19 protein-coding genes are annotated in these 18,944 nt (G+C 70.1%); 9 read left to right on the top strand and 10 right to left on the bottom strand.

Going from position 1 to position 18,944, the window contains the following annotated elements; translation table 11 throughout:
• Positions 1-40 precede the first annotated feature (40 nt).
• Together ACFC0D_RS02080 and ACFC0D_RS02075 are read left to right on the top strand one after the other, a co-directional pair.
• Positions 41-388 (top strand): hypothetical protein, encoded by a 348-nt coding sequence (locus tag ACFC0D_RS02080; RefSeq protein WP_376430529.1) that lies wholly within the window; start codon positions 41-43, stop codon positions 386-388.
• Positions 389-667: 279 nt separating this feature from the next.
• Positions 668-967, top strand: a complete 300-nt coding sequence (locus ACFC0D_RS02075) for a hypothetical protein (RefSeq protein WP_376430528.1) — start codon at positions 668-670, stop codon at positions 965-967.
• A 300-nt stretch (positions 968-1,267) separates the two neighbouring features.
• Here ACFC0D_RS02075 and ACFC0D_RS02070 read toward each other — a convergent pair whose 3' ends face one another.
• Positions 1,268-2,473: a hypothetical protein gene (locus ACFC0D_RS02070; RefSeq protein ID WP_376430527.1), complete on the bottom strand. Its 1,206-nt coding sequence runs from the start codon at positions 2,471-2,473 to the stop codon at positions 1,268-1,270.
• Positions 2,474-2,554: 81 nt separating this feature from the next.
• Between ACFC0D_RS02070 and ACFC0D_RS02065 the strand changes: the two genes are divergently transcribed.
• Entirely contained in the window at positions 2,555-2,767 is a 213-nt protein-coding gene (locus ACFC0D_RS02065) for a hypothetical protein (RefSeq protein ID WP_376430526.1), read from the top strand.
• A gap of 69 nt (positions 2,768-2,836) precedes the next feature.
• A complete protein-coding gene (locus tag ACFC0D_RS02060; protein WP_376430525.1) occupies positions 2,837-3,181 on the top strand; it encodes a hypothetical protein in 345 nt (114 codons plus the stop codon).
• 230 nt (positions 3,182-3,411) lie between these two features.
• Here ACFC0D_RS02060 and lgt read toward each other — a convergent pair whose 3' ends face one another.
• Together lgt and ACFC0D_RS02050 are read right to left on the bottom strand one after the other, a co-directional pair.
• Complete coding sequence (gene lgt / locus ACFC0D_RS02055) at positions 3,412-4,305, bottom strand: prolipoprotein diacylglyceryl transferase (RefSeq protein WP_376430524.1); 894 nt, start codon at positions 4,303-4,305, stop codon at positions 3,412-3,414.
• Positions 4,306-4,387: 82 nt separating this feature from the next.
• The gene (locus ACFC0D_RS02050) at positions 4,388-4,912 is read right to left on the bottom strand and encodes a TetR/AcrR family transcriptional regulator (RefSeq protein ID WP_376430552.1); all 525 of its coding nucleotides are present in this window, start codon (positions 4,910-4,912) and stop codon (positions 4,388-4,390) included.
• Between the two features lie 606 nt (positions 4,913-5,518).
• Between ACFC0D_RS02050 and ACFC0D_RS02045 the strand changes: the two genes are divergently transcribed.
• Positions 5,519-6,631, top strand: coding sequence for an ABC transporter substrate-binding protein (locus ACFC0D_RS02045; protein ID WP_376430523.1), 1,113 nt, complete (start codon positions 5,519-5,521; stop codon positions 6,629-6,631).
• A gap of 79 nt (positions 6,632-6,710) precedes the next feature.
• Positions 6,711-7,451, top strand: coding sequence for a VOC family protein (locus ACFC0D_RS02040; RefSeq protein WP_376430522.1), 741 nt, complete (start codon positions 6,711-6,713; stop codon positions 7,449-7,451).
• Positions 7,452-7,609: 158 nt separating this feature from the next.
• Here ACFC0D_RS02040 and ACFC0D_RS02035 read toward each other — a convergent pair whose 3' ends face one another.
• Both ACFC0D_RS02035 and ACFC0D_RS02030 read right to left on the bottom strand, forming a co-directional pair.
• Positions 7,610-9,106, bottom strand: a complete 1,497-nt coding sequence (locus ACFC0D_RS02035) for an IMP dehydrogenase (protein ID WP_376430521.1) — start codon at positions 9,104-9,106, stop codon at positions 7,610-7,612.
• Positions 9,107-9,347: 241 nt separating this feature from the next.
• The gene (locus tag ACFC0D_RS02030; RefSeq protein WP_376430520.1) at positions 9,348-10,817 is read right to left on the bottom strand and encodes an MFS transporter; all 1,470 of its coding nucleotides are present in this window, start codon (positions 10,815-10,817) and stop codon (positions 9,348-9,350) included.
• A gap of 72 nt (positions 10,818-10,889) precedes the next feature.
• Between ACFC0D_RS02030 and ACFC0D_RS02025 the strand changes: the two genes are divergently transcribed.
• Positions 10,890-11,879 (top strand): GlxA family transcriptional regulator, encoded by a 990-nt coding sequence (locus tag ACFC0D_RS02025; protein ID WP_376430519.1) that lies wholly within the window; start codon positions 10,890-10,892, stop codon positions 11,877-11,879.
• 293 nt (positions 11,880-12,172) lie between these two features.
• Here the strand turns inward: ACFC0D_RS02025 and ACFC0D_RS02020 are convergent, their stop codons facing one another.
• Both ACFC0D_RS02020 and ACFC0D_RS02015 read right to left on the bottom strand, forming a co-directional pair.
• Positions 12,173-13,282 carry a hypothetical protein gene (locus ACFC0D_RS02020; protein WP_376430518.1) on the bottom strand — a complete coding sequence of 370 codons (1,110 nt, stop codon included), beginning with the start codon at positions 13,280-13,282 and terminating at the stop codon, positions 12,173-12,175.
• 349 nt (positions 13,283-13,631) lie between these two features.
• Positions 13,632-14,306 carry a helix-turn-helix domain-containing protein gene (locus tag ACFC0D_RS02015; protein WP_376430517.1) on the bottom strand — a complete coding sequence of 225 codons (675 nt, stop codon included), beginning with the start codon at positions 14,304-14,306 and terminating at the stop codon, positions 13,632-13,634.
• Between the two features lie 183 nt (positions 14,307-14,489).
• On the opposite strand from ACFC0D_RS02015, the gene ACFC0D_RS02010 reads away from it, so the two are divergent.
• Positions 14,490-15,680, top strand: a complete 1,191-nt coding sequence (locus tag ACFC0D_RS02010) for a cytochrome P450 (protein WP_376430516.1) — start codon at positions 14,490-14,492, stop codon at positions 15,678-15,680.
• 230 nt (positions 15,681-15,910) lie between these two features.
• Here the strand turns inward: ACFC0D_RS02010 and ACFC0D_RS02005 are convergent, their stop codons facing one another.
• Complete coding sequence (locus ACFC0D_RS02005; protein WP_376430515.1) at positions 15,911-16,174, bottom strand: hypothetical protein; 264 nt, start codon at positions 16,172-16,174, stop codon at positions 15,911-15,913.
• A gap of 222 nt (positions 16,175-16,396) precedes the next feature.
• Positions 16,397-16,933, bottom strand: a complete 537-nt coding sequence (locus ACFC0D_RS02000) for a hypothetical protein (RefSeq protein ID WP_376430514.1) — start codon at positions 16,931-16,933, stop codon at positions 16,397-16,399.
• Between the two features lie 293 nt (positions 16,934-17,226).
• Between ACFC0D_RS02000 and ACFC0D_RS01995 the strand changes: the two genes are divergently transcribed.
• Positions 17,227-17,967 (top strand): class I SAM-dependent methyltransferase, encoded by a 741-nt coding sequence (locus ACFC0D_RS01995; RefSeq protein WP_376430513.1) that lies wholly within the window; start codon positions 17,227-17,229, stop codon positions 17,965-17,967.
• 231 nt (positions 17,968-18,198) lie between these two features.
• Here the strand turns inward: ACFC0D_RS01995 and ACFC0D_RS01990 are convergent, their stop codons facing one another.
• A complete protein-coding gene (locus ACFC0D_RS01990) occupies positions 18,199-18,930 on the bottom strand; it encodes a TioE family transcriptional regulator (RefSeq protein ID WP_376430512.1) in 732 nt (243 codons plus the stop codon).
• Positions 18,931-18,944: the final 14 nt, after the last annotated feature.

Genomic DNA, 18,944 nt, shown 5'->3' with positions numbered 1-18,944 from the left:
AGCGGCCGGGGCAGTCGAGCCGCTACCCGAACTCATCGCCGTGAACCCGACGATGTTGGATAGCGGCATGGTGAGACGTAAGAAGGAGAAGAAGAAGCGGCCTACCTTTGGCATTCCGAAGGGGATCGTGCTGTTGGCGACGCCGGAGGGCTGGCGCCACAGCGTCCTCACTGTGGAAGGCGGGATGCTCTGCGGGCGCCTGGACGTGCCGATCCATACCGATCCACAGGACGCGCGGGCCGCGGCGGCGGCGATGGTGACGGGACTCGCTCGCGACTTCCACGGCACCGACGTCGAGGTGAACTGGGATCCACCCCAGGAGCCTTGGTCGTGGACCGCCCAAGTCACCATCGCGGTCGAATCCGCCTCACCGGACGCCGGAAGCTAAACGGCAAGCTCAATGCCTGACGCGGTCAGCGGGCAGGTTCGTCTGCGGGGTCACGCGCCCGCCACCACCGCTCGCTTGGCCCGAAGCCCCGTCATGTTGCGTTTGTGCGTGCGCTCGTGGTCGGCGTTGATCGGGGGCAGCCCGTGGTGGCATGGTGTGGGCCTCGCCCGCCACCGCTCAGCGTCCTGTTCGCCAGGCTCCGAGACGGCGTTCTACGAGCCTCGAACCCCATGCCACATGGGACTCTGCAGTTAGCAGATGAGCCCAGTTGGAGTACGCGTGATACTTGAGGAACTGATCAGCCGACTGACTGAGACGGATGACGGCCTGACCGTCTTCGCCAGCGAGCCCTGGACTGCGCAAAGCGACGCGGTAGCTGTCCCCAACCGGGAAGGCTCAAGCCGGCCAGACGCCGAGGGCCGCACCTACCTCTTGGAAGCCGTCCTGATCCGCGACGTCCTGGAGACCTGGTGGGCGCACCATGACGGGAGCACTCCCTCCGTCCAAGAGGCATGCGAGGCAGTCATCTACTACGCCGAGAACGATTCATACCTGTACCCGGACGAAGACCTGCCCTGATCAACCCACCCGGACCAGCACTCCCGGCACTTCACGTCCCCCCGGCCGGAAGGCCCGCGCACAGCCCTGCCTGATTGACCGAAGACATCGAGGCACCCCCTCGGAACGTGGACACCAACTCCGTCACCGGCTCACCGGCCATCCGCAGACCTATCTGCAGCCGAGGCAGGAACGCAGGTTCAAACGGGCCCTGAGCGTGACCCGGCGGTCACGAGAACACATCCGGACCGTACGGCACGGCACCGACACAGCGCGCGGGACCGTCACAACGAGCAACATCCATGATCCCGACGAAATGCCCTAGTCCTGCCAGTAGAACAGCAGCGTCTCGACCGTGAGGGGCCCGCGCCCGCCGAAGTAGTAGACACAGAGGTCCGTGACCCGGATCGCGCCGGTTTCCGCGTCGATCCAGCGGAAGCCCGCCCGTTCGAGCGCCCGGCGGCCGGCGGAGTCGTCGTCCTCGGCGGTTGCGAACGGGCCGAGGGTGCTGATCAGGAGGCGGTTCTCGCCGACCTCGATCACGTAGTAGGTGCCGTCGCCCTGCTGGTAGTCCTCGCCGCACGAGACCGGGGGCTTCGGCGCGAGGCCGGCTGTTGTGAGGGCGGCCATCGCGCGCCGGAGCTGGCCGTCCACGTCGGGGCGGGCGGGCGGTTCGTCGCACAGGGCCTCGAGCCGCCACCGCGGGTCGCTTGCGCGCTCGCAGCCGTGACCGTACTCGTGGACGATCACTCCGCGTAGTTCCTCGTCCAGGCCCTCGACCTGGACCCGGGGGCGCCCCAGGCGCTCGTAGACCGCCCGGGTCTCGGCCTCGTCCCCGGTGAGGCCGTGCAACGCGTACGCCGCCCACAGCTTCGCCTCGGTCGTCGGCGCCTCGTCGAGGTAGGCGCGGAGACGGTCCGCGTCGGTCGCGAGCGACTGCGCAAGGTACGCGACTCCCCGGTCCGGGTCCGCGAGCGCATCGGTCACGTCGTCGTCGGCGCGATGCCGCATCAGGACGCGGAACGACCGGTCCTCAGGTCGTTCCACGCCGAGTTCGGCCAGGATCGCGTCCGTCCCGTACCGGTCGACCAGCCCGTCCAGACCGGCTTCGCCCGCGACGCGGGCGCGTTGCCACGGCGAGGCGGCGAGAGTCGCCAGCTCGCGCGCGGCCGAGCGGTCGCCGAGCAAGCCCCGCACCTTCAGGAAAGCCTCGGCCATTCCGTACGAGGTGTCGGCCCGGCGGTCCTCGTGCCGCAGCCAGGGCAGCAGTTCTGCCCGATCCGCGAGCAGGTCGAGCAGGGCCCTGCGCACCTCGGAAGTGTCGCAGGGATCCTGGATGCGCGCGGTCAGCTCGGGGACGTACCGCTCCGGTATCCGGCCGGTCAGCGCGATCACGCAGGGCCTGCGGCGCCACCACGGGTGCGCGGGGTCCGCCGCGTACCGGGCGAGTTCTTCCGCGTCGATCTCCCGCAGGCCTGCGATGTCGTCGCGTCCGGCCTGCGGGATCAGGGCCTCGATGCTTCGCATTCGGGGATGCTAGTGCTCCCGCAGCGCATTGAGCAGGGCATTTTCACCAACGCGCCTGCCCCGGCGGGACACCATCAACATATGGCGCTGTCCAGCGAAACTGACCTTGCCGTCAAAGAGGCGCCGTCCGAGTTCGGGTTGCGACCGTCTGAGGTTCAGGAGCCGGGGGCGTACTGGGCGGACTTCTATCAGCCGTCGGCCGAGCCGATCGACATGGTGCAATGGATGGAGCTCGCCCTGGCCACGAGGCGCGGCCCACGCTTGCTCGCCGATCTCGTAGGGCGGGGCCGCTGATGCGGGACGAGAAAGAAGGCGGTTGCCGCGGATCCAGCCGTTGCTGCGGCCCCGAACATTCGCACTTGGGTGCGCCGTAACCGGGCCAGTCGGTACCTGACTTCCACATCTGAGGCGGACCCGGCGACGGAATGGGCGCTGGACATCACGGAGGCGGAGTTCTCGGAGGCGGATCTTTACTACGTCCCCGGGCATCTTGTGCGCCGCGATCCGGAGACGCAGTTCCTGTTGCACCGTGATCGGCTCGCCGGAGCGGACGCCGAGGGGCTGCCCCTCTTCGCCAAGATTGCCGTCGAGCGCTTCGCAGAAACGCCGTTCGCGTCGATCGTCGCGGTGGCACCACGACGATCGACGAACTTTTCAGAGAGGCGCGAGGCCTATGAGGCGCTAAGGACTCTGGGGGTTGCCGACTAAGACGTCGCCTCTCATGGCGGTTCCTGGTGGGCGGAGGCGGTGGCCGCCTTCATCAGGTGCTCGTCGCGTGTACGTCGCGCTCCTGCAGCGTGCGCGGGCGGAACTGCCCGCTGACGGGATGGTGCACCTTCACAGGCCGCACATACGGGTGGACCGGGGCCTCATCCCGTGCGGACGTGCCGAGGCGAGTCCCCGCTCCGTGGACAGCGCCCGGCCGGCGGTGTCACGCGTCATCCTGCGTCACCGCCTCCCGTCTTGAGGGCGACGCCCGGGCGCGGCTCGTCGTCGTGCGCGCCCTCGTTCTTGGGGCGTGACACGTCGTCGGTGCCCGGGTGGCGGCGGGTCGATACGGCGAGGTAGGCGATGGCGCCCGCGAAGACCACGACGGAGGTCCAGCCGTTCAGGCGCAGGCCGAGGAACGCGTGGGACTCGTCGATGCGCAGGTACTCGGTCCAGAACCTGCCGACCGTGTAGGCCGCGACGTACAGGGCGAAGGTCCTGCCGTGACCGAGGGCGAACCGGCGGGCTGCCCAGAGGACCAGTGCGGCGACGCCGATGTCCCAGAGGGACTCGTAGAGGAAGGTGGGGTGGTACGTCGCGATGTCGAGCATGTCGGACGGGCGGTGCGCGGGGTCGATCTCCAGGCCCCAGGGGAGCGTGGTGGGGCGGCCGTAGAGTTCCTGGTTGAACCAGTTGCCCCACCGGCCGATCGCCTGGGCCAAGGCTATGCCAGGGGCGACCGCGTCCGCGTACGCGGACAACGGGATCCGGCGGCGACGGCAGCCGATCCACGCGCCGACCCCGCCCAAGGCGATGGCGCCCCAGATGCCGAGCCCGCCCTCCCACACGTACAGGGCACGGATCGGCTCACCGTGTTCGCCGAAGTACGCGTCAGGGCTGGTCATCACGTGGTACAGCCGTCCACCGGCGATGCCGAACGGCACTGCCCACATGGTGATGTCGGCGATGACGCCCTGTTCGCCGCCTTGCGCAACCCAGCGCCGGTTGCCGAGCCAGACGGCCACGAGCACGCCCAGGATGATGCAGAAGGCGTATGCCCTCAACGGAACGGGGCCGAGGTGCAGGACCCCGGTCGAAGGACTGGGCAGGTAGGCGAAATCCATGGTCACTCCGTCGAGGTCTCGGTCCCGGCCCAGGGGCGGCGCGTGCGGGCCGTGCCGGTGGCGGGTTGTCCAGTGATCGTTGTCATCCGGTGTCTCCCCGGTGCCTGTCCGGGATGGCCTGGGCGAACGCGTCGCAGCCGGTGCGCCAGGCGGCGTCCAGGTCTGCGCCGGGCGGGAAGCGGCCGTCGAGTTCGAGTACGACCATGCCGTGCGCGAAGGCCCAGAACGAGCGCGCGATCTCGATGTCGCCGTGCACCGCGCGGGCCAGCGGCGTCGCCGCGCGATCTTCGAGTCCGTCGGGAAGAGCAGCGCGAACGAGCGGCCGAGTGTGGGTGATGCGGTAGAGGTGCGGGCCGGCGAGGGCGTGCCGTCGGTAGGCGCGCGCGAGCACGAGCAGGGGCTGTTCGATGCCGATCTCGGCTTCGGCGGCCTCGAGGTCCTCCGCCAACAGGGTCATCCCCTGCGCCTGGAGCCCGGCTTCGACGGCGGCCTTGTCGGGGAAGTGCTTGTACAGGGAAGGCGCCCGGATGCCGACGCGCTCGGCGATGCGCCGCATCGACAACGCATCCGGCCCCTCGGAGTCGAGCAGTTCGCGGGCGGCGGCCATGATCTGCTGCGCGCGGTCAGCCACGGCGGGCCGTCCCCGTGAAAGCGATCCTGCTGAGCCGTCGGGGTCCGGGAAGTGTCATCCGTACGGTGGGTGGGAGCGGGGATGCGGCGATCCCGGGACACCGGAGGGGCCGGGTCGGGACACTGTCGCGCGGGGCGCTGTCGGCCGTGGCGGTGTTCATTGCGGCGTCCCTTTCCACCTATCGAGCGATGCGGCTAACGGCGTTAGCCGTGTGGCGTCACGTTAGGGCTAACGGTGTTAGTCGTCAAGTTTCAGGAGATGAGGGCGAGTTGGGTGCTCGCGGTCTCGTAGAGCGGCGACCGAGTGCTGAGCGCCGTTGACGGCGGCAGTGCCGACTCGGGCGACGCCCCGGGAAGCCCGCTCATCGTTGGTCTCCCTCTGGGGCTCAACTGACGCATACCGGCACAGTCGTTCGGCCGTGCCCGATCTTGAACCAGCGGTGCGCTATCGCCGTCCCGACGGCCGCTTCGGCGGACGTACCGAAGCCGGCCGCACTCGGTTCAACTACTCTCGGCATCACTGACGTTCACCGACCGATCCGCGCCCACTGCGGCCGAATCGTCACGCGGGAGACTCCAACCCATGACTACGCCACCATCGCCGCCTGGCGCGGAGCCGAATGACGCATCAGCCGTCCGGATCGGTGCCCTCGTTCCGCTCACTCGGCCTGGATGGGTTGAGGCAGGGCAACACCTGCTCGCTGGACTCGAGTTGGGCGTTCGCGAAGTCAATGACGACGGTGGGATCGTCGGAAGGCCGCTCGAGCTGGTGGTCCGGGACACCGCGGCTGATCCGCAGAGGGCCGCGGCGGCCGTGGATGAATTGGCGCGCCTGGGCGTGGACGCCTTGGCGGGGGAGTACCACAGCGTCGTCGCCCGCGCCGCTGCTGCCAGGGCCGACGCCCTCGGCCTGCCGTTCCTCTGCTCGTCGGCGGTTCTCGACACGCTCACCGAGGAGCCCACGGAATGGGTCGCGCGCCTCGCCCCTGCGCAGTCCCACGGCTGGCAGATCTACGCGGACTTCCTCCTGAGCGCCGGCCACCGTCGAATCGCCGTAGCGGCCGAGCCGAGTGTCTACTGGGCGGCTGGTGCGCGCATCCTTCGGGACCATCTCGCTCCACGCGGCGGCACCGTCATCGAACTCGACGCACGCGCCCTCACTCCCACGGCCTTGTGCGACGAACTCGTCGACAATCGCGCGACAGCCCTCCTTCTTCTGGTCGGCCACCCGGAGCCGGCAGTGCCGATCGTCACGTCCGTCCGCCGCGATCCGCGGCTCGCCGAGATCACGATCGGTGCTCCGGCCGGACAGCCGGAGTTCGCCGAATGGGCGACCTTGCTGGGTGATGACAGCGCCGCGATCCCGTTCCTGCGCTACCTGCCCGAGCGCCTCAGCCCCCTCGGTACACGGGTCGAAACGGCCCTCCGTGAGCGGCTGGGCGAAGCGCCCTCCTTCGTCGCCTTCGAGGGCTACGACACGGTCGCAGTCCTCGCCGATGTGCTCCGGTCGCACGGCGTGGACCGGGCGCGAACTGCCGGGTCCTGGGCGCGCGTCGCGGTCGAAGGTACGCGCGGGCAGATCCAGTTCTCCCGCACGCCAGGCATCAACGTGTGGCAATGGGTTTGGGCGCCGGTTCAGGTCGTTGATCGGGATCCGGCGGAACCTGATCGCTTTCGGATTCTCCACGCCGGCTGAGCGAGCACGGGGTGACGACTCCCAAGATCCGTCGGAACCTGAGGCTGTCGGTGCAGAGAGGGCGCATAGGATCGCCGGCATGGGACTGCGACCTGTTCAGGTGAACATCAAGGCTCTCGATGGCTTGGCAGTTGGCCGGTTCTGGGCGGAGGCGCTCGGCTGGAGTGTCTTCCGGCCCGGCGTGACCACCTATGTCGGACCCGCCGGCGACCTCGTCTGGCCGGACCCGGTCGCCGTCTGCATCGACATCGTTCCCGTCCCGGAACCCAAGACGACAACCAAGAACCGTGTGCACCTCGATCTCGCCACCACCTCCGTGGCCCATCAGGCGGAGTTGGTGGCGCGTCTTCAGGCTCTCGGTGCGACGCCCGCAGACGTGGGCCAGGGCGACGTGCCGTGGACGGTCCTCGCCGACCCCGAGGGCAACGAATTCTGCGTCCTGGAGCCTCGCGAGGTCTACCGGGACACCGGGCCGATCGCCGCGGTCGTGGTCGACTGCTCGGATCCGCGGGCCATGGCCCGCTTCTGGGGTGAGGCGCTGGACTGGACCCTGCACGAGGTGACCGACGGGAGTGCGGTCTTTCGCTCCGCCAAGGGCGTCGGCCCGTATCTCGAGTTCCTCCGCACGCCCGACGTGAAGACCGTGCCGGATCGTGTCCATCTCGACCTGCTGCCGTCCCCCGATGACGACAAAGCGTCGGAGGTGGCCCGGCTGCGCGCCCTCGGCGCCACCGACCTCGACGTCGGCCAGGGCGACGTCCCGTGGACGTGCCTGACCGACCCGGAGGGCCACGAGTTCTGCGTCCTCGCCCCGTCCTGACATCCGAGTACTGACTTGGGTCGGGGCGCGACCGCGCCTCTCCGCCGAGGGCTCGGACGGACAGTCGTCCGTCCCCCTCGGACGTCCCCCTCCGGATCCAGTGACCGGTCCGGCCGCGCGCTCGTGAACGACCGGACCCGACGTACCTCTGCGTCTGGTCAGGAGACCGTCGCCGGGGTGTCCCGCAGAGTGACGTTGGCGTGGCTCTCCTGGAAGCTCTGGTCCGAGACGAGGGTCAGCCTGGCCGTGGACTGGAACTCCGGCAGGGTGGCCGAACCGCAGGAGACCATCGTGGTCTTGAGCTTGGCGACGGTCAGGGCGAGCCCTTCGTCGAGGTCACCCGCGTAGGGGACGTAACCGTCCACGCCTTCCTCGAAGACCAGCCCCTGACCGCCCTGGCCATAGCGCTGCCAGTTTCGGGCTCGGTTCGAACCCTCGCCCCAGTACTCCTTCACGAAGCCGTCACGGGTGGCCAGCTTCGCGCCTGCCGCCTGGTCGAAACGCGCGAAGTAGCGCCCCATCATGACGAAGTCGGCGCCCATTGCCAGCGCCAGTGCCACGTGGTAGTCGTGCACCAGCCCGCCGTCGGAGCAGATCGGCACGTACGCGCCGGTACGCTCGCGGAATGCGTCCCTTGCCGCCGCGACGTCCAGTACGGCGCTGGCCTGGCCGCGGCCGATTCCCTTCTGGTCGCGGGTGATGCAGATGGAACCGCCGCCCACGCCGACCTTGACGAAGTCCGTCCCGGCCTCGGCGAGGAAGGTGAAGGCCTCGCCGTCCACCACGTTGCCACCGCCGATCGGGATCTCGGGATAGTGCTTCTTCACCCAGGTCAGGGCCTGCGCCTGCCAGTCGCTGTAGCCGTCTGACGAGTCGAAGCACAGTGCGTCCACGCCCGCCTCCACCAGGGCCGGGACGCGCTCCTGGTAGTCATGGGTGTTGACGCCGGCCCCGACACGCAGGCGCTTGGCGGCGTCCACGGCCTGGTTCGGGAAACGCTTGTTGTCCGTGTAGTCGGATCGGAACACCAGATGCTGCAGGTTGCCCTCGCCGTCGAGTACGGGCAGGCAGTCCAGCCGTTCGTCCCAGAGCCGGGCGTTGGCCTCGGAGAGCGTGGTGTCGGGCCCGACATGCGGCAGGTCGGCGATGGCGGTCATCCGCCCGCTGACCGGTTCGGTCAGGTCATGACGTTGAGGGTGGAAGTCGCGGGAGGTCACCAGGCCGAGCAGGCGGCCGGTGGCGGTCCCGTCATGGGTGACCGCGGCGGTGCTGTGACCCGTGCGGCGCATGATCTCGACCAGGAGACCCAGGCTGTCGTCGGGGCGGAGGTTGGTGTCGCTGGTGACGAATCCGGCCTTGAAATTCTTCACTTGGCGGACTGCTGCGGCCTGGTCGTGGACCGGCTGGTTGTGGTGCAGGAAACTCAGTCCGCCGTTGCGAGCGAGCGCGATCGCGAGTTCCGGTGTACCGACGGCCTGCATGATCGCGGACGTGAAGGGGGAGTGCAGCTCGATCGCCGACGCCTCACCGACGATGTGGCGCACCAGGGGTGTGCGCAGGTCGACCGTCGCAGGCGAGCAGTCGGTCCGGGTCCGGTTCGGCAGGAGCAGAAACTCGTTGAACGTCCGTGAGACCTCGGCAATGATCTGTGCCACTTTTCCTCCTGTCCCGTCGGCCGGGCCGACTGCCCCGCCGTGAGGATCGCCCCCGTGTTCCAGGGCCCGGGCAGGCAGGGTTCGGCAAGGCAGTCGTGGAGGTGCCACAGACCGCGGCAGAGCCCTGACCGGCCCGTGGATCGAACGGGGTGCGGTCGTGACCATGGACCCTATCGATTGCTCTGCCGTTGTACGAATCGTGGGCGAGGCGGTGCGCGGCGTAACGGCGTTGTGGGGCCGCTCAGTTCTCGTCCGGGCCGTCTGGGCTGTCCGGGCTGTGCGGGCTGCGCGGTCCGCTCGGGCTTGGCGGGCTGTCTGGGCTGTCCGGGCTGTCCGATCCGCCCGGCGCTCCCGGTTTGCCGCTGTCCGTGAGAGCAGCGCGGCGCAGGGTGCGGATGGCCGGGGTCGCGAACAGCGCCACGCAGCCCGCCAGGCAGACGCCGGCCGACACCAGCAGCATCCGTTCCGGGGAGGCCAGTGCGGTGGCCGGCCCCGCCAGTATCTGGCCGAGCGCGATCCCGGACACCGAGCCGGCCAGCTCGTACGCGCTCACCCGGTTCAGCACCGCGGGTGGGGTGTGGGTCTGCACGCTGGTCGCCCACATCACCGACCAGAACGCCAAGGCTCCACCGCCGAGCACGTGGCCCGCCAGCAGCACCGGCAGACCGGCGCCCAGCGCCACGCAGAGCGGCAGCAGGGTGTAGAGCGCCATCGCCGCCGCTCCGGCGGCCAGTGGCCGGGCCGGGCGCACCCGCAGAGCCAGCAGGCCGCCGAGCACCGTTCCGACGCCGAGGAAGGAGACCACAAGGCCGTAGGCGTTCGGACCGAGCCGGGCTCCGATCAGCGTCGAGCTGAGCGATACCAGTGGGCCGAAGAGCAGCACGCCGAACACCACCCAGATCAGGATCACCGCCCACATCCAGGTGCGGGCGCGGAATTCCTGCCACCCCTGGCGCAGGTCCCGGCGAAGTGAACTGCCGCTGTGAACTAGGGAGTCGGCGTCGGCTCCGTCCGCTGTGTCCGTGCGCGCGGCGGCCGGGGCGAGCCGGATGAGCACCAGGCACAGGGCACTGAGCAGGAAGGTGCCGGCGTCGATCGCGTACACGGTCCCGGCGCTGGTCAGCGCGATCAGGAGCCCCGCCAAGGCCGGGCCGAGCAGATGCGCGAGCGCGTCGGCCACCTTGAGCGTGGCATTGGCCCGCTGCGGCTCGCGGGCGACCAGCGGGACCATCCCGTTCACCCCCGGCAGGAACATCGCGACGGCCGCACCGGCCAGAGCCGCCATGGCCACCAGCAGCCAGAACGGCGGCGCCCCGGCGAAGAACGCGGCAGCCAGCACACCTTGGGTGAGCACCCGGACGAGGTCCGCGCCGACCATCATCCGGCGGGCGCCGAACCGGTCGGCCAACACCCCGCCGAACAGGACCAGGAGGACGAAGGTCCCGGTCCAGACGCCGAGGACGAAGCCGACCCCGGAGATCCCGTACAGCGGGCCGACCGCGAGCGCGGCGGCCACCGGCATCATCGCGTCGCCGAACAGCGAGACCGCGCGGGCGGTGAAGTAGAGCGTGAAGCGCCGGTCCCACAAGGGGGGCCGGGCGGGCGGCCGGGAGGCTTGCGGATCTGTCCGGTCGGTCTGGGTGGCCTGGGCAGAATCGGTCTTGGTCTCGGCCTCGGTCTGGGTCTGCTTCTGCGTGTGTGCGGTGGTCACAGCACAGATATTGGACTGGACCAATCGGTTCAACCCAGTGTCCTGAACGACATGAAGGGGTACTTTCGCGCCATGACGCTTCGTTCGCTGCCGAAGTCCCCGGCGCCGCACCGGGTCGTGGCCCTGGTCCAGCCGCCGCAGTCGACCTTCCCGTTGGCCTGCGCGACCGAGGTGTTCGGCGACCACGGCCCGGCGATCCCCGCCCGCTACGCGTTCGAGGTCTGCACCGAACACCCCGGTCCGGTGCGCACCCAGGCCGGCTACGACATGCTCGTCACCACTGGCCTGGACGCCTTGGAGCGGGCGGACACCGTGCTGGTCCCCGGCTGGCAGCAGCCGGTCGGCACCGAGGTGCCGTCGGCCCTGGTCACGGCGGTCCGCCGGGCGCACCGGCGCGGTGCGCGGATCGTCGGCATCTGCTCGGGCGCCTTCGTGCTCGCAGCCGCCGGACTCCTGGACGGTCGGCGGGCCGCCACCCATTGGGCCCGGGCCACCGAGCTGGCCGCCCGGTTCCCGCAGGTCCGGGTCGACCCCGCGGTGCTCTACGTGGACCACGGCGACGTCGCCACCAGCGCCGGATCGGCGGCCGGCGTGGACCTCTGCCTGCACCTGGTGAGCGTCGACCAGGGCGCCGCGTACGCGATGCGCATCGCCCGGCAGATGGTGATGCCGCCGCACCGCGAGGGCTGCCAGCTGCAGTACGCCGAACTGCCCACCTCCGGACCGGTGACCGACTCGCTGGCCCCGCTCCTCGAGTGGCTTGCCGGGCGCCTTGACCAGCCGGTCAGCGTCGCCGACATGGCGGTCCGCTCGCAGGTCTCGGCCCGCACGCTGACCCGGCGCTTCACCGAGCAGCTGGGCATCAGTCCCGGGCGCTGGCTGCTGGACCGGCGGATCGCCGCCACCCGGGCGCTGCTGGAGGAGACCGACCTGCCCGTGGAAACCATCGCGCACCGGGTCGGCCTCTCCTCGGCCGTCAACCTGCGCCGCCGCTTCCACGAGGCCCTGCGCACCACGCCCGCCGCCTACCGGCGAGCCTTCCGCGCGGACAACACCGGCTAGGTTCTGCCGTCGAATCCCACGCTCACGGTGCTGCGAGAGCGTCGGCTGCTCCGGGTCGCGATGTCGCGCCACCGCATCAGTGGGTGAAGCTCTGTTCCCTTACCTTTCGCCGCTCGAACGACACCCGCGTCATTCGTTGCCCCTGCAGTTCCGGATCCGCCGTCAGCGACGGGTCCGCCGATAGTGACGCGTCCGCCGACAGCGCCGGATCCGCGTACAGCGACGGGTCCGCCCGCCGCGCAGCGCCCGGTCGCGGAGGCGTCGGCCTGGCCGACGAGGGAACCGGGAGCGGGCTAGATGAGGCGCCGTGTGCGGTTCTCGAGGATCTCCCGCAGCCAAGAGCTGCGGACGGCCGGCAGCCGGACCAAGGTGTGTCGGAACACTCCCACGTCGGCTCCGAACGGGTGGTCGGGGCGCGACATGGGTGGGTCGAGGTCGTCTCGGAGGACGCCGTCGGGGATGCCGCCCGATGTGGGGGCGGGCAGATGCGGTTCGGGGAACGCCAGCCACAGCCACACCCCGACCGGCAAGGGCACCAGGTACGCCGAGGCGGCCGGGCCGTCCGAGTCGGCCGGGGCCCAGGCCTGCCCCGTCCGGGGATGGCTCGGTACGAGGAGGATGTCGGCTCCCTCGTCGGGGGCGGGCCGTCCCGGTCCGGCCAGGACTGCGCGCCGCGCCGACGCGCCCGCGGGTAGCAGAGCGTCGAGGGTTCGTTGGAACAGCTCCCCGATCAGGCCGTCCGGGACCGTCACCGGCCGACGCTCCGAGGCCACCAGGAGATGAGCGAGTGCCCGGCCGGCCGCGGCCTCCCATTGCGGGCTCCACGACCAGAAGGGGTTCGACCCCAGCCGTGACCCCCACGTGGAGATGGGTTCGAACGGAGGCGTGCCCTTCTCCGCCGCCATCAGCTCCGTCCAGGACAGCGGTTCGGTGTCGGCACCGTCGACGGGGAGACGACGCACGGCGTCGGGTGCGAGCCATACCGCCTGCCAGAGCGAGCAGTCGTCGATCCGGGTCGCCACGGGCAGGCCGCAGGCCTCGCAGGCCATGTTGGGGCCGTCGCCCGCGTCGAGGCCGCAGCAGGCGCCGCCACGCTTCTCCGGGATGAGCCGGGTGTTGCGGGTGTCTCCGGGTGCGATGACGATCGCGCCGGGCGCGCCGTCGGACAGGGCGTGGACCGGCGCGTAGACACCGCGGGCGGTCGCCTCGTCCGGATGGATCTCCTCCCACCGTCGCCACGGCGGCCCCCAGGGCTCAGGGTTCACGGCGAACGTGCCCGGGGCCATGAGTACCGGAAGCTGAAGGCCGTTGCCGTACCTCTGATGGGCATGGGCCGGAAGGGCTACCTGGGAGAGCGAGGTGGTCAGCTCGGCACCGCATCCCGCGCACACAAAAAAGAACAAATGTCCTCCGTCTGGGAATCATGCATCATCGCAGCTCGGCGGCGGCCGGCCAATCAGGTTTCCGGACGGGACGGCGGTGGTTGCGCGGGAACGACCGCTATCTGACCGCCGGTCAGGTCGACGTTGCGGTACGGAGGCCGGCCCCGGCTGCCGTACGACCGGCTCGCCGGGCACGCCGGGCACGCCGACCCGCAGGAGTTCGTCGAGGCGGGACTCTGGCCGTACGCATGGAACGGGGCCCATCGCCCCACTGGTCCGGGACCGGCCGGTCGGCCGATCGCCCGCCTGACGTTCGAGAAGGCTCGCGCAGGCGTCTCGGATCGCCGCGCGGTACGAGGGGAGAGAGCCTTCACGCCAGGAGCGCGCGCCAGCGGTCGGCCGACTCCGTCACGTCCTCGGTGACTCGCTCGAGGAATGTCCCCACCTTGGCCAGTCGCTGCCCCACGGGCGTGTCCAGCCCGAGCGTCTCCGCCGCCGCCATCGCAGCCTGTGCCGACTCGAGCGTCTGTCGTGAGCTGATCACGATCGAGTGGTACCAGGCGTCGTCGTCGACCACGTAGATGTCGCGACGCCGCTGCGGATCGCGCTCACGCCGGACGTAGCCCTGCTGGACCAGGAAGTTCACGGCCACGGAGACGGAGGCCGGGCTGACCGTCAGCCTGCGGGTCAGCTCGGCCGCGGTGCGCCTGCCGTGCTCGGACAGCAACAGGTCGACATGCACGCGCGCCGTCATCCTCGGCAGCCCCGATCTGACCGCCAGTTCGATGATCTCCTCCTCCACCGTGCCGCCCGGCACGCGCGCCGCGCGCGGGGGTGCCGGTGGGCCGCGCCGCGCGCGCTGGAGAGTCGCCCCGTGCGCCTGTTGGGGCTGGTAGTCGCGGGGGCCGCCGTTGCGGGCGATCTCCCGGCTGATCGTCGAGGTCGACCGGTCGAGCCGCCTGGCGATCTCGGCGTAGGAGAGCCCGTCGGTGAGTCCGGCCGCGATGCGCTGGCGGTCCTGCTGGGTCAACCGTCCTCCTGGCATGTCGTCAGTATTGCCTTCACCGCGATCCATTGCAATGATGCGTTGCATTCACTCTCAACGTCATTGCATCAATTTACCGCCTTCTACCTGGGGATACTCCTTCCAGGAGATTGACGGAACTCCGAATGCAACGTAGCTTTCGCGATGCGTCAAACACGAGATGTCGCGAGACGAGGAATGGCCATGAGTGAATCCCTCCACACCGTCACGACGCTGCCGACGGAGCGTCGGCCCGGCTGCCCCTTCGACCCGCCGACGGAGCTGATCGATGCCCGCCGGCACGGCCCCATCAGCCGCTACACACACCCCGGCGGGAAGCCCGGCTGGATGATCACCGGATACGACCTGGTCAGGTCGGTCCTGGCCGACCCGAGGTTCAGCTCGCGCAAAGAGCTCCTGAACGTGGTCGACTTCGAGATCCCTCCGGCGCCGCCCGGCGAGTTCCTCCTCATGGACGAGCCTCAGCACGGTCGCTACCGGAAGCCGCTGGTGGGCAAGTTCACCGCACGTCGGATGCGCCTGCTCACCGAACGCATCGAGCGGATCACCACCGAATGCCTGGACGCCATGGAGAAGACCGGACCGCCGGCGGACCTGGTGACCGCGTTCGCGAAGCCCATCCCCACCATCATCATCTGCGAGCTGCTGGGGGTGCCCTACGAGGACCGGGACTCCTTCCAGGAACAGATCGACAAGTTCATGAACGGGGAGACGAACGACGAGGACCTGATGGCGGCCTACACCGCGACCCAGGACTACCTCGCACAGTTGGTGGCCGCCAAGCGCGAGAACCCCACCGACGACGTGCTCAGCGAACTCACCGACAGCGACCTCACCGACGAGGAGCTGCAGGGGATCAGCCTGATCCTGCTGGCGGCCGGATTCGACACCACCGCGAACATGCTGTCCCTCGGCACCTTCGCGTTGCTCCGGCACCCGGCGGAACTGGCCGCGCTGCGCGCCGACCCCGCGCTCACCGACCAGGCCGTGGAGGAGCTGCTGCGGTATCTGAGCGTAGCCAAGACGTTCATGAGGACGGCACTTGAGGACGTCGAGGTGGGCGGCCAGATCATCGAGGCCGGCACGACGGTCGTCCTGTCGTACAACACCGCCAACCGCGACCCCGAACGCTTCGCCGATCCTCACGTGCTCGACCTTCACCGGCGGGACGGCGCACATCTGGCCTTCGGCCATGGCATCCATCTGTGCCTGGGCCAGCAGCTGGCCCGCATCGAGATGCGGGTCGCGTTCTCCGCACTGCTCGACCGCTTCCCCCCGCTGCGCTTGGCCGTACCGGCCGAAGAAGTCGGCCTGCGGCCGGAGACGGCGGACATCTACGGGGTGAAGAGTCTCCCGGTCACCTGGGACGTGTGACCGCGAACCGGTGACGGGGGAGGTGGCGTACGGTCGACCGCCACCTCTGCGGTTCCTCGCCTGCGAGGGCGATGCCCGCGTCCCCGTCGCCGCGCCTCACGGAGCGACGTGTGGGTGCCACGACCGGAACGGCAGACGCGCGAACGACGGGAGCGGACACATGGGCACCTCCGCGCCACCCTCGCCCATTCTCCGGCCCCGCCCGTGACCGCACTCGCCTCAGGGGCTGGTCAGTGGCCGGTCACTCGCACCCGCAGGAGGTAGGGGGCTCCGGTGCTGATCGCCTCGGCCTGCTCGCGCAGATCGGCTGGGGCGAACCCGAGCAGCGCACGGTCGGCGGCCGCGCGCAGCAGGGGCAGGATCTCGCCCGGGGGCCGCCCGCGGTGTGTCACGGCGAGCTCGGCGAACGCCCGCTGGTACGGAGATCCGTACGCGCTGGCGCTGTCGGCCAGGAGGCGATCCAGGTGCTCCCTGTCCACGCTGATCTCTGTCATGAACTGCTCCCTTGCGCCGGTGGCCGGCAAGGCCCGGCCCATCTCCACGACCGTACGATCAGGGTCTGACAGCGGGCCTGGGCGCGCGCCCCCCGCCCACCCGGAGGAGGAGTCGGGAGGGGTGGTGCGGCCTCGCCGCAGGGCGAACCTGCCGCGGCCGGAACGTGGGCCTGGGGGCATGACGTGAAAGGCCGGTGCCGGGGTGCCCGGCGGGCAGTGATGTCAGTCCTGGTCGGCGCTGGACAGGGCGTCGGTGATCAGGCGGGTGGCGAAGTCGCGGTCGTCGGTGAGCCGGTTGATGAGTTCCGCGAGCAGGAAGGCGGTGGCCTCCAGGGGGTTCATCTCGTCCTCGGTCCAGTCTCCGTACTGCCGGCGCCACAGACTGGGACTCAGACCGGTGCCCGCCGCGACGAGCAGGCCGGCCATGGTGGGGATGGCCTCGGGGCGGACACTCCTGGGCATCTTGCGCATCGAGGCCACGAGGTTGGGCACGACGTACGTGATGACGTCCTTGTCGTGATCCTCGTAGGCCATCCGCAGCCACTGCATGAACATGAAGACGAGCGTGCACGCGCCGTCCAGCACGTCATCGGCCTCGCTGGGAGTCAAGGACGCGGTGAAATGTTCGATCAACTGCTGCTGTTCGGGGTCGCTTTCGGTCCTGGCGTCGTATACGGCTTTGAGCCGGGAGTCGATCATCATGAGCGCTGCACCCACATCGCCGGCGGGAGCGTACTCGGGGTCGCAGGGCGACGGCACAGGGTTCCTCCTCATGTGACCACGGCAGGAAGCGCGGTATGTCCGTACGGTAGACCGCCGATCGGACGGGAAGCCTGCGTTTCCCGAAGGCGGACCCCGGGGCACGAAGGCGCTCGCCCTACGACTCGGCTCGCCGACCATGCGTACCTCGGATGCCCGGCCGAACATGCCCTGTTGCGGGTGATACGGGGAGCCTGAGAATCTGCCGGATGTACGCACCGGAGCGTCAAGGGGGATCGATGTACCGTCAGCGAGTGATCGTCCGTACCGTGTTCGGCGGCTGAGGTCCGGCGATGGACGCCGTGACCGGATCCCGCGCCCTTTCGTTCAGCACGGCCGCGGCGCGGTACGCCACCCACCGGCCTTCGTACCCGCCCACGCTCTTCGAGGCTTTGAAGGACCTCGCCGGCCGCGACCCGGCCGGTGCCCGTGTCGCCGATGTCGGCGCGGGCACCGGTATCGCGACCGCCCTGCTGGACGCATACGGGGCCCGGGTGGTCGCGGTCGAACCGGGGGAGGGGATGGCCGCCGAGTTCCGCCGCCGTAATCCGCGCATTCCTCTCGTACGCGGGGACGGCAACCGGCTGCCGCTCGCCACGGGCTCCCTCGATCTGCTCACCTACGCCCAGTCCTGGCATTGGACCGACCCCGATCGGGCCGTACCCGAGGCGCTGCGCGTGCTGCGGCCCGGCGGCGCCCTGGCCGTCTGGTCGAACGACCCGGACCTGCGTGTCGGGTGGATCGCCGACCAGCACACCCGGATCGAAAAGCGCTTCGGTCCGGGCTTCTACATCAACCAACGGCCCCGCTCCCAGGGCGGCCTGGAGTTCGCGACCCAGCTGCTGCCCTGGTCGCGCCGTATCTCCGTCGACGACCACCTGGCCAAGCTGTCCACCCACTCCCTCTTCCTGATCGGTGAACCGGGCACGGACGCGTTCCTCGTCGACGAGCATCGGCGCCTGACCGCCCTGTTCCCCGACGGCTGGATCGAGGAGCACTACGTCGTCGATCTGAAGGTGGCCCTGCGGCCCTGACCCACGCGGCGGCGTGCGGGGCCGGCCAGGTGTGCGGCGGCACCCCTGTGCGGGCGGCCAGGTGTGCCGCCGCACCCCTGTGTGGGCGGTGAGGTGTGCGGTGGCGGCACCCCTCTGCGGCGGCACCCCTCTGCGGGACCGGCCAGGTGCGGCCGCGGGACCGGGCCTGCGACCAGCCGGGGATCGAACGGTCGGTGGGCGACACGCGCCCTTCGGCGGGCGACCGACCTCTCATCCGCGTTCGCGGAGGTACGCCTCCAGGCCGGCGGCCCCCGTCAGCATCGTCCGCCCGCGGGCGGACAGTCGGCCGCGCCAGTCGTACAGTGCGGCCTCCAGCGGCTCCAGTCCGCCGGCGGCCCGCACCTGTGCGATCAGTGGGGCGATCTGCTCCAGCAGGTAGCCGCCCCGCCTGAGTTGGTGGGCCAGCCGGGCGTCCCGTACGTCGGCTTCGTCGTAGACGCGGTACCCGGTCAGCGGGTCGCGGCGCGGGCGCACCAGACCGGCGCGCTCCCACTTGCGCAGCGTCGCGGGTCGGATGCCGAGTTCTCCCGCCAGCGGCCCGATGAACGTGCCGCCAGGCCCGGACACCGAGGCCGGCTCGGATGCCGCACCGGGCTCCAGGTCGCGCAGTGCGCTCTCCACGGCCCGGAGGGTCCGGCGGTCGTCGAGGAGCTGGGCATGGCTCTCGTCGATGAGACGGAACGCATCCTCGGCCGTGCCCTCGTTCACCGCCCGCATGATCGACGTCGCTGTCCGATGGCCGTGACCGGGCACGAGGGCGAGGAACGCGCGAAGTGCACCCGCGTGCAGCGGGGTGTAGGTGCGGTAACCGTGAGGGGTGCGACCGGCGGCCGGAAGGATGCCGGCCTCCTCGTAGTTCCTGATCGCCTGCGTGGACAGACCGTGCTCGCGTGCCAGATCGACCGGCCTGAGCCGCTCCCTGCTTTGAAGGTTCCGACCCATGATCCCGTCGATGT

The organism is Streptomyces sp. NPDC056222 (assembly GCF_042264065.1).
In the GTDB taxonomy this organism is placed as follows: domain Bacteria; phylum Actinomycetota; class Actinomycetes; order Streptomycetales; family Streptomycetaceae; genus Streptomyces.
Note: the sequence above shows the minus strand (reverse complement) of the source record. Positions and strands in the feature narration are given on the sequence as shown.

Excerpts from the sequence above, each read along its gene's own strand:
- ACFC0D_RS02005 (WP_376430515.1), bottom strand. The coding sequence starts at position 16,174 with ATGACAGAGATCAGCGTGGACAGGGAGCACCTGGATCGCCTCCTGGCC.
- ACFC0D_RS01995 (WP_376430513.1), top strand. The coding sequence starts at position 17,227 with ATGGACGCCGTGACCGGATCCCGCGCCCTTTCGTTCAGCACGGCCGCG.
- ACFC0D_RS02065 (WP_376430526.1), top strand. The coding sequence starts at position 2,555 with ATGGCGCTGTCCAGCGAAACTGACCTTGCCGTCAAAGAGGCGCCGTCC.
- ACFC0D_RS02070 (WP_376430527.1), bottom strand. The coding sequence starts at position 2,473 with ATGCGAAGCATCGAGGCCCTGATCCCGCAGGCCGGACGCGACGACATC.
- ACFC0D_RS02010 (WP_376430516.1), top strand. The coding sequence starts at position 14,490 with ATGAGTGAATCCCTCCACACCGTCACGACGCTGCCGACGGAGCGTCGG.
- ACFC0D_RS02025 (WP_376430519.1), top strand. The coding sequence starts at position 10,890 with ATGACGCTTCGTTCGCTGCCGAAGTCCCCGGCGCCGCACCGGGTCGTG.
- ACFC0D_RS02050 (WP_376430552.1), bottom strand. The coding sequence starts at position 4,912 with ATGGCCGCCGCCCGCGAACTGCTCGACTCCGAGGGGCCGGATGCGTTG.
- ACFC0D_RS02045 (WP_376430523.1), top strand. The coding sequence starts at position 5,519 with ATGACTACGCCACCATCGCCGCCTGGCGCGGAGCCGAATGACGCATCA.
- ACFC0D_RS02040 (WP_376430522.1), top strand. The coding sequence starts at position 6,711 with ATGGGACTGCGACCTGTTCAGGTGAACATCAAGGCTCTCGATGGCTTG.
- ACFC0D_RS02015 (WP_376430517.1), bottom strand. The coding sequence starts at position 14,306 with ATGCCAGGAGGACGGTTGACCCAGCAGGACCGCCAGCGCATCGCGGCC.
- ACFC0D_RS01990 (WP_376430512.1), bottom strand. The coding sequence starts at position 18,930 with ATGGGTCGGAACCTTCAAAGCAGGGAGCGGCTCAGGCCGGTCGATCTG.
- lgt (WP_376430524.1), bottom strand. The coding sequence starts at position 4,305 with ATGGATTTCGCCTACCTGCCCAGTCCTTCGACCGGGGTCCTGCACCTC.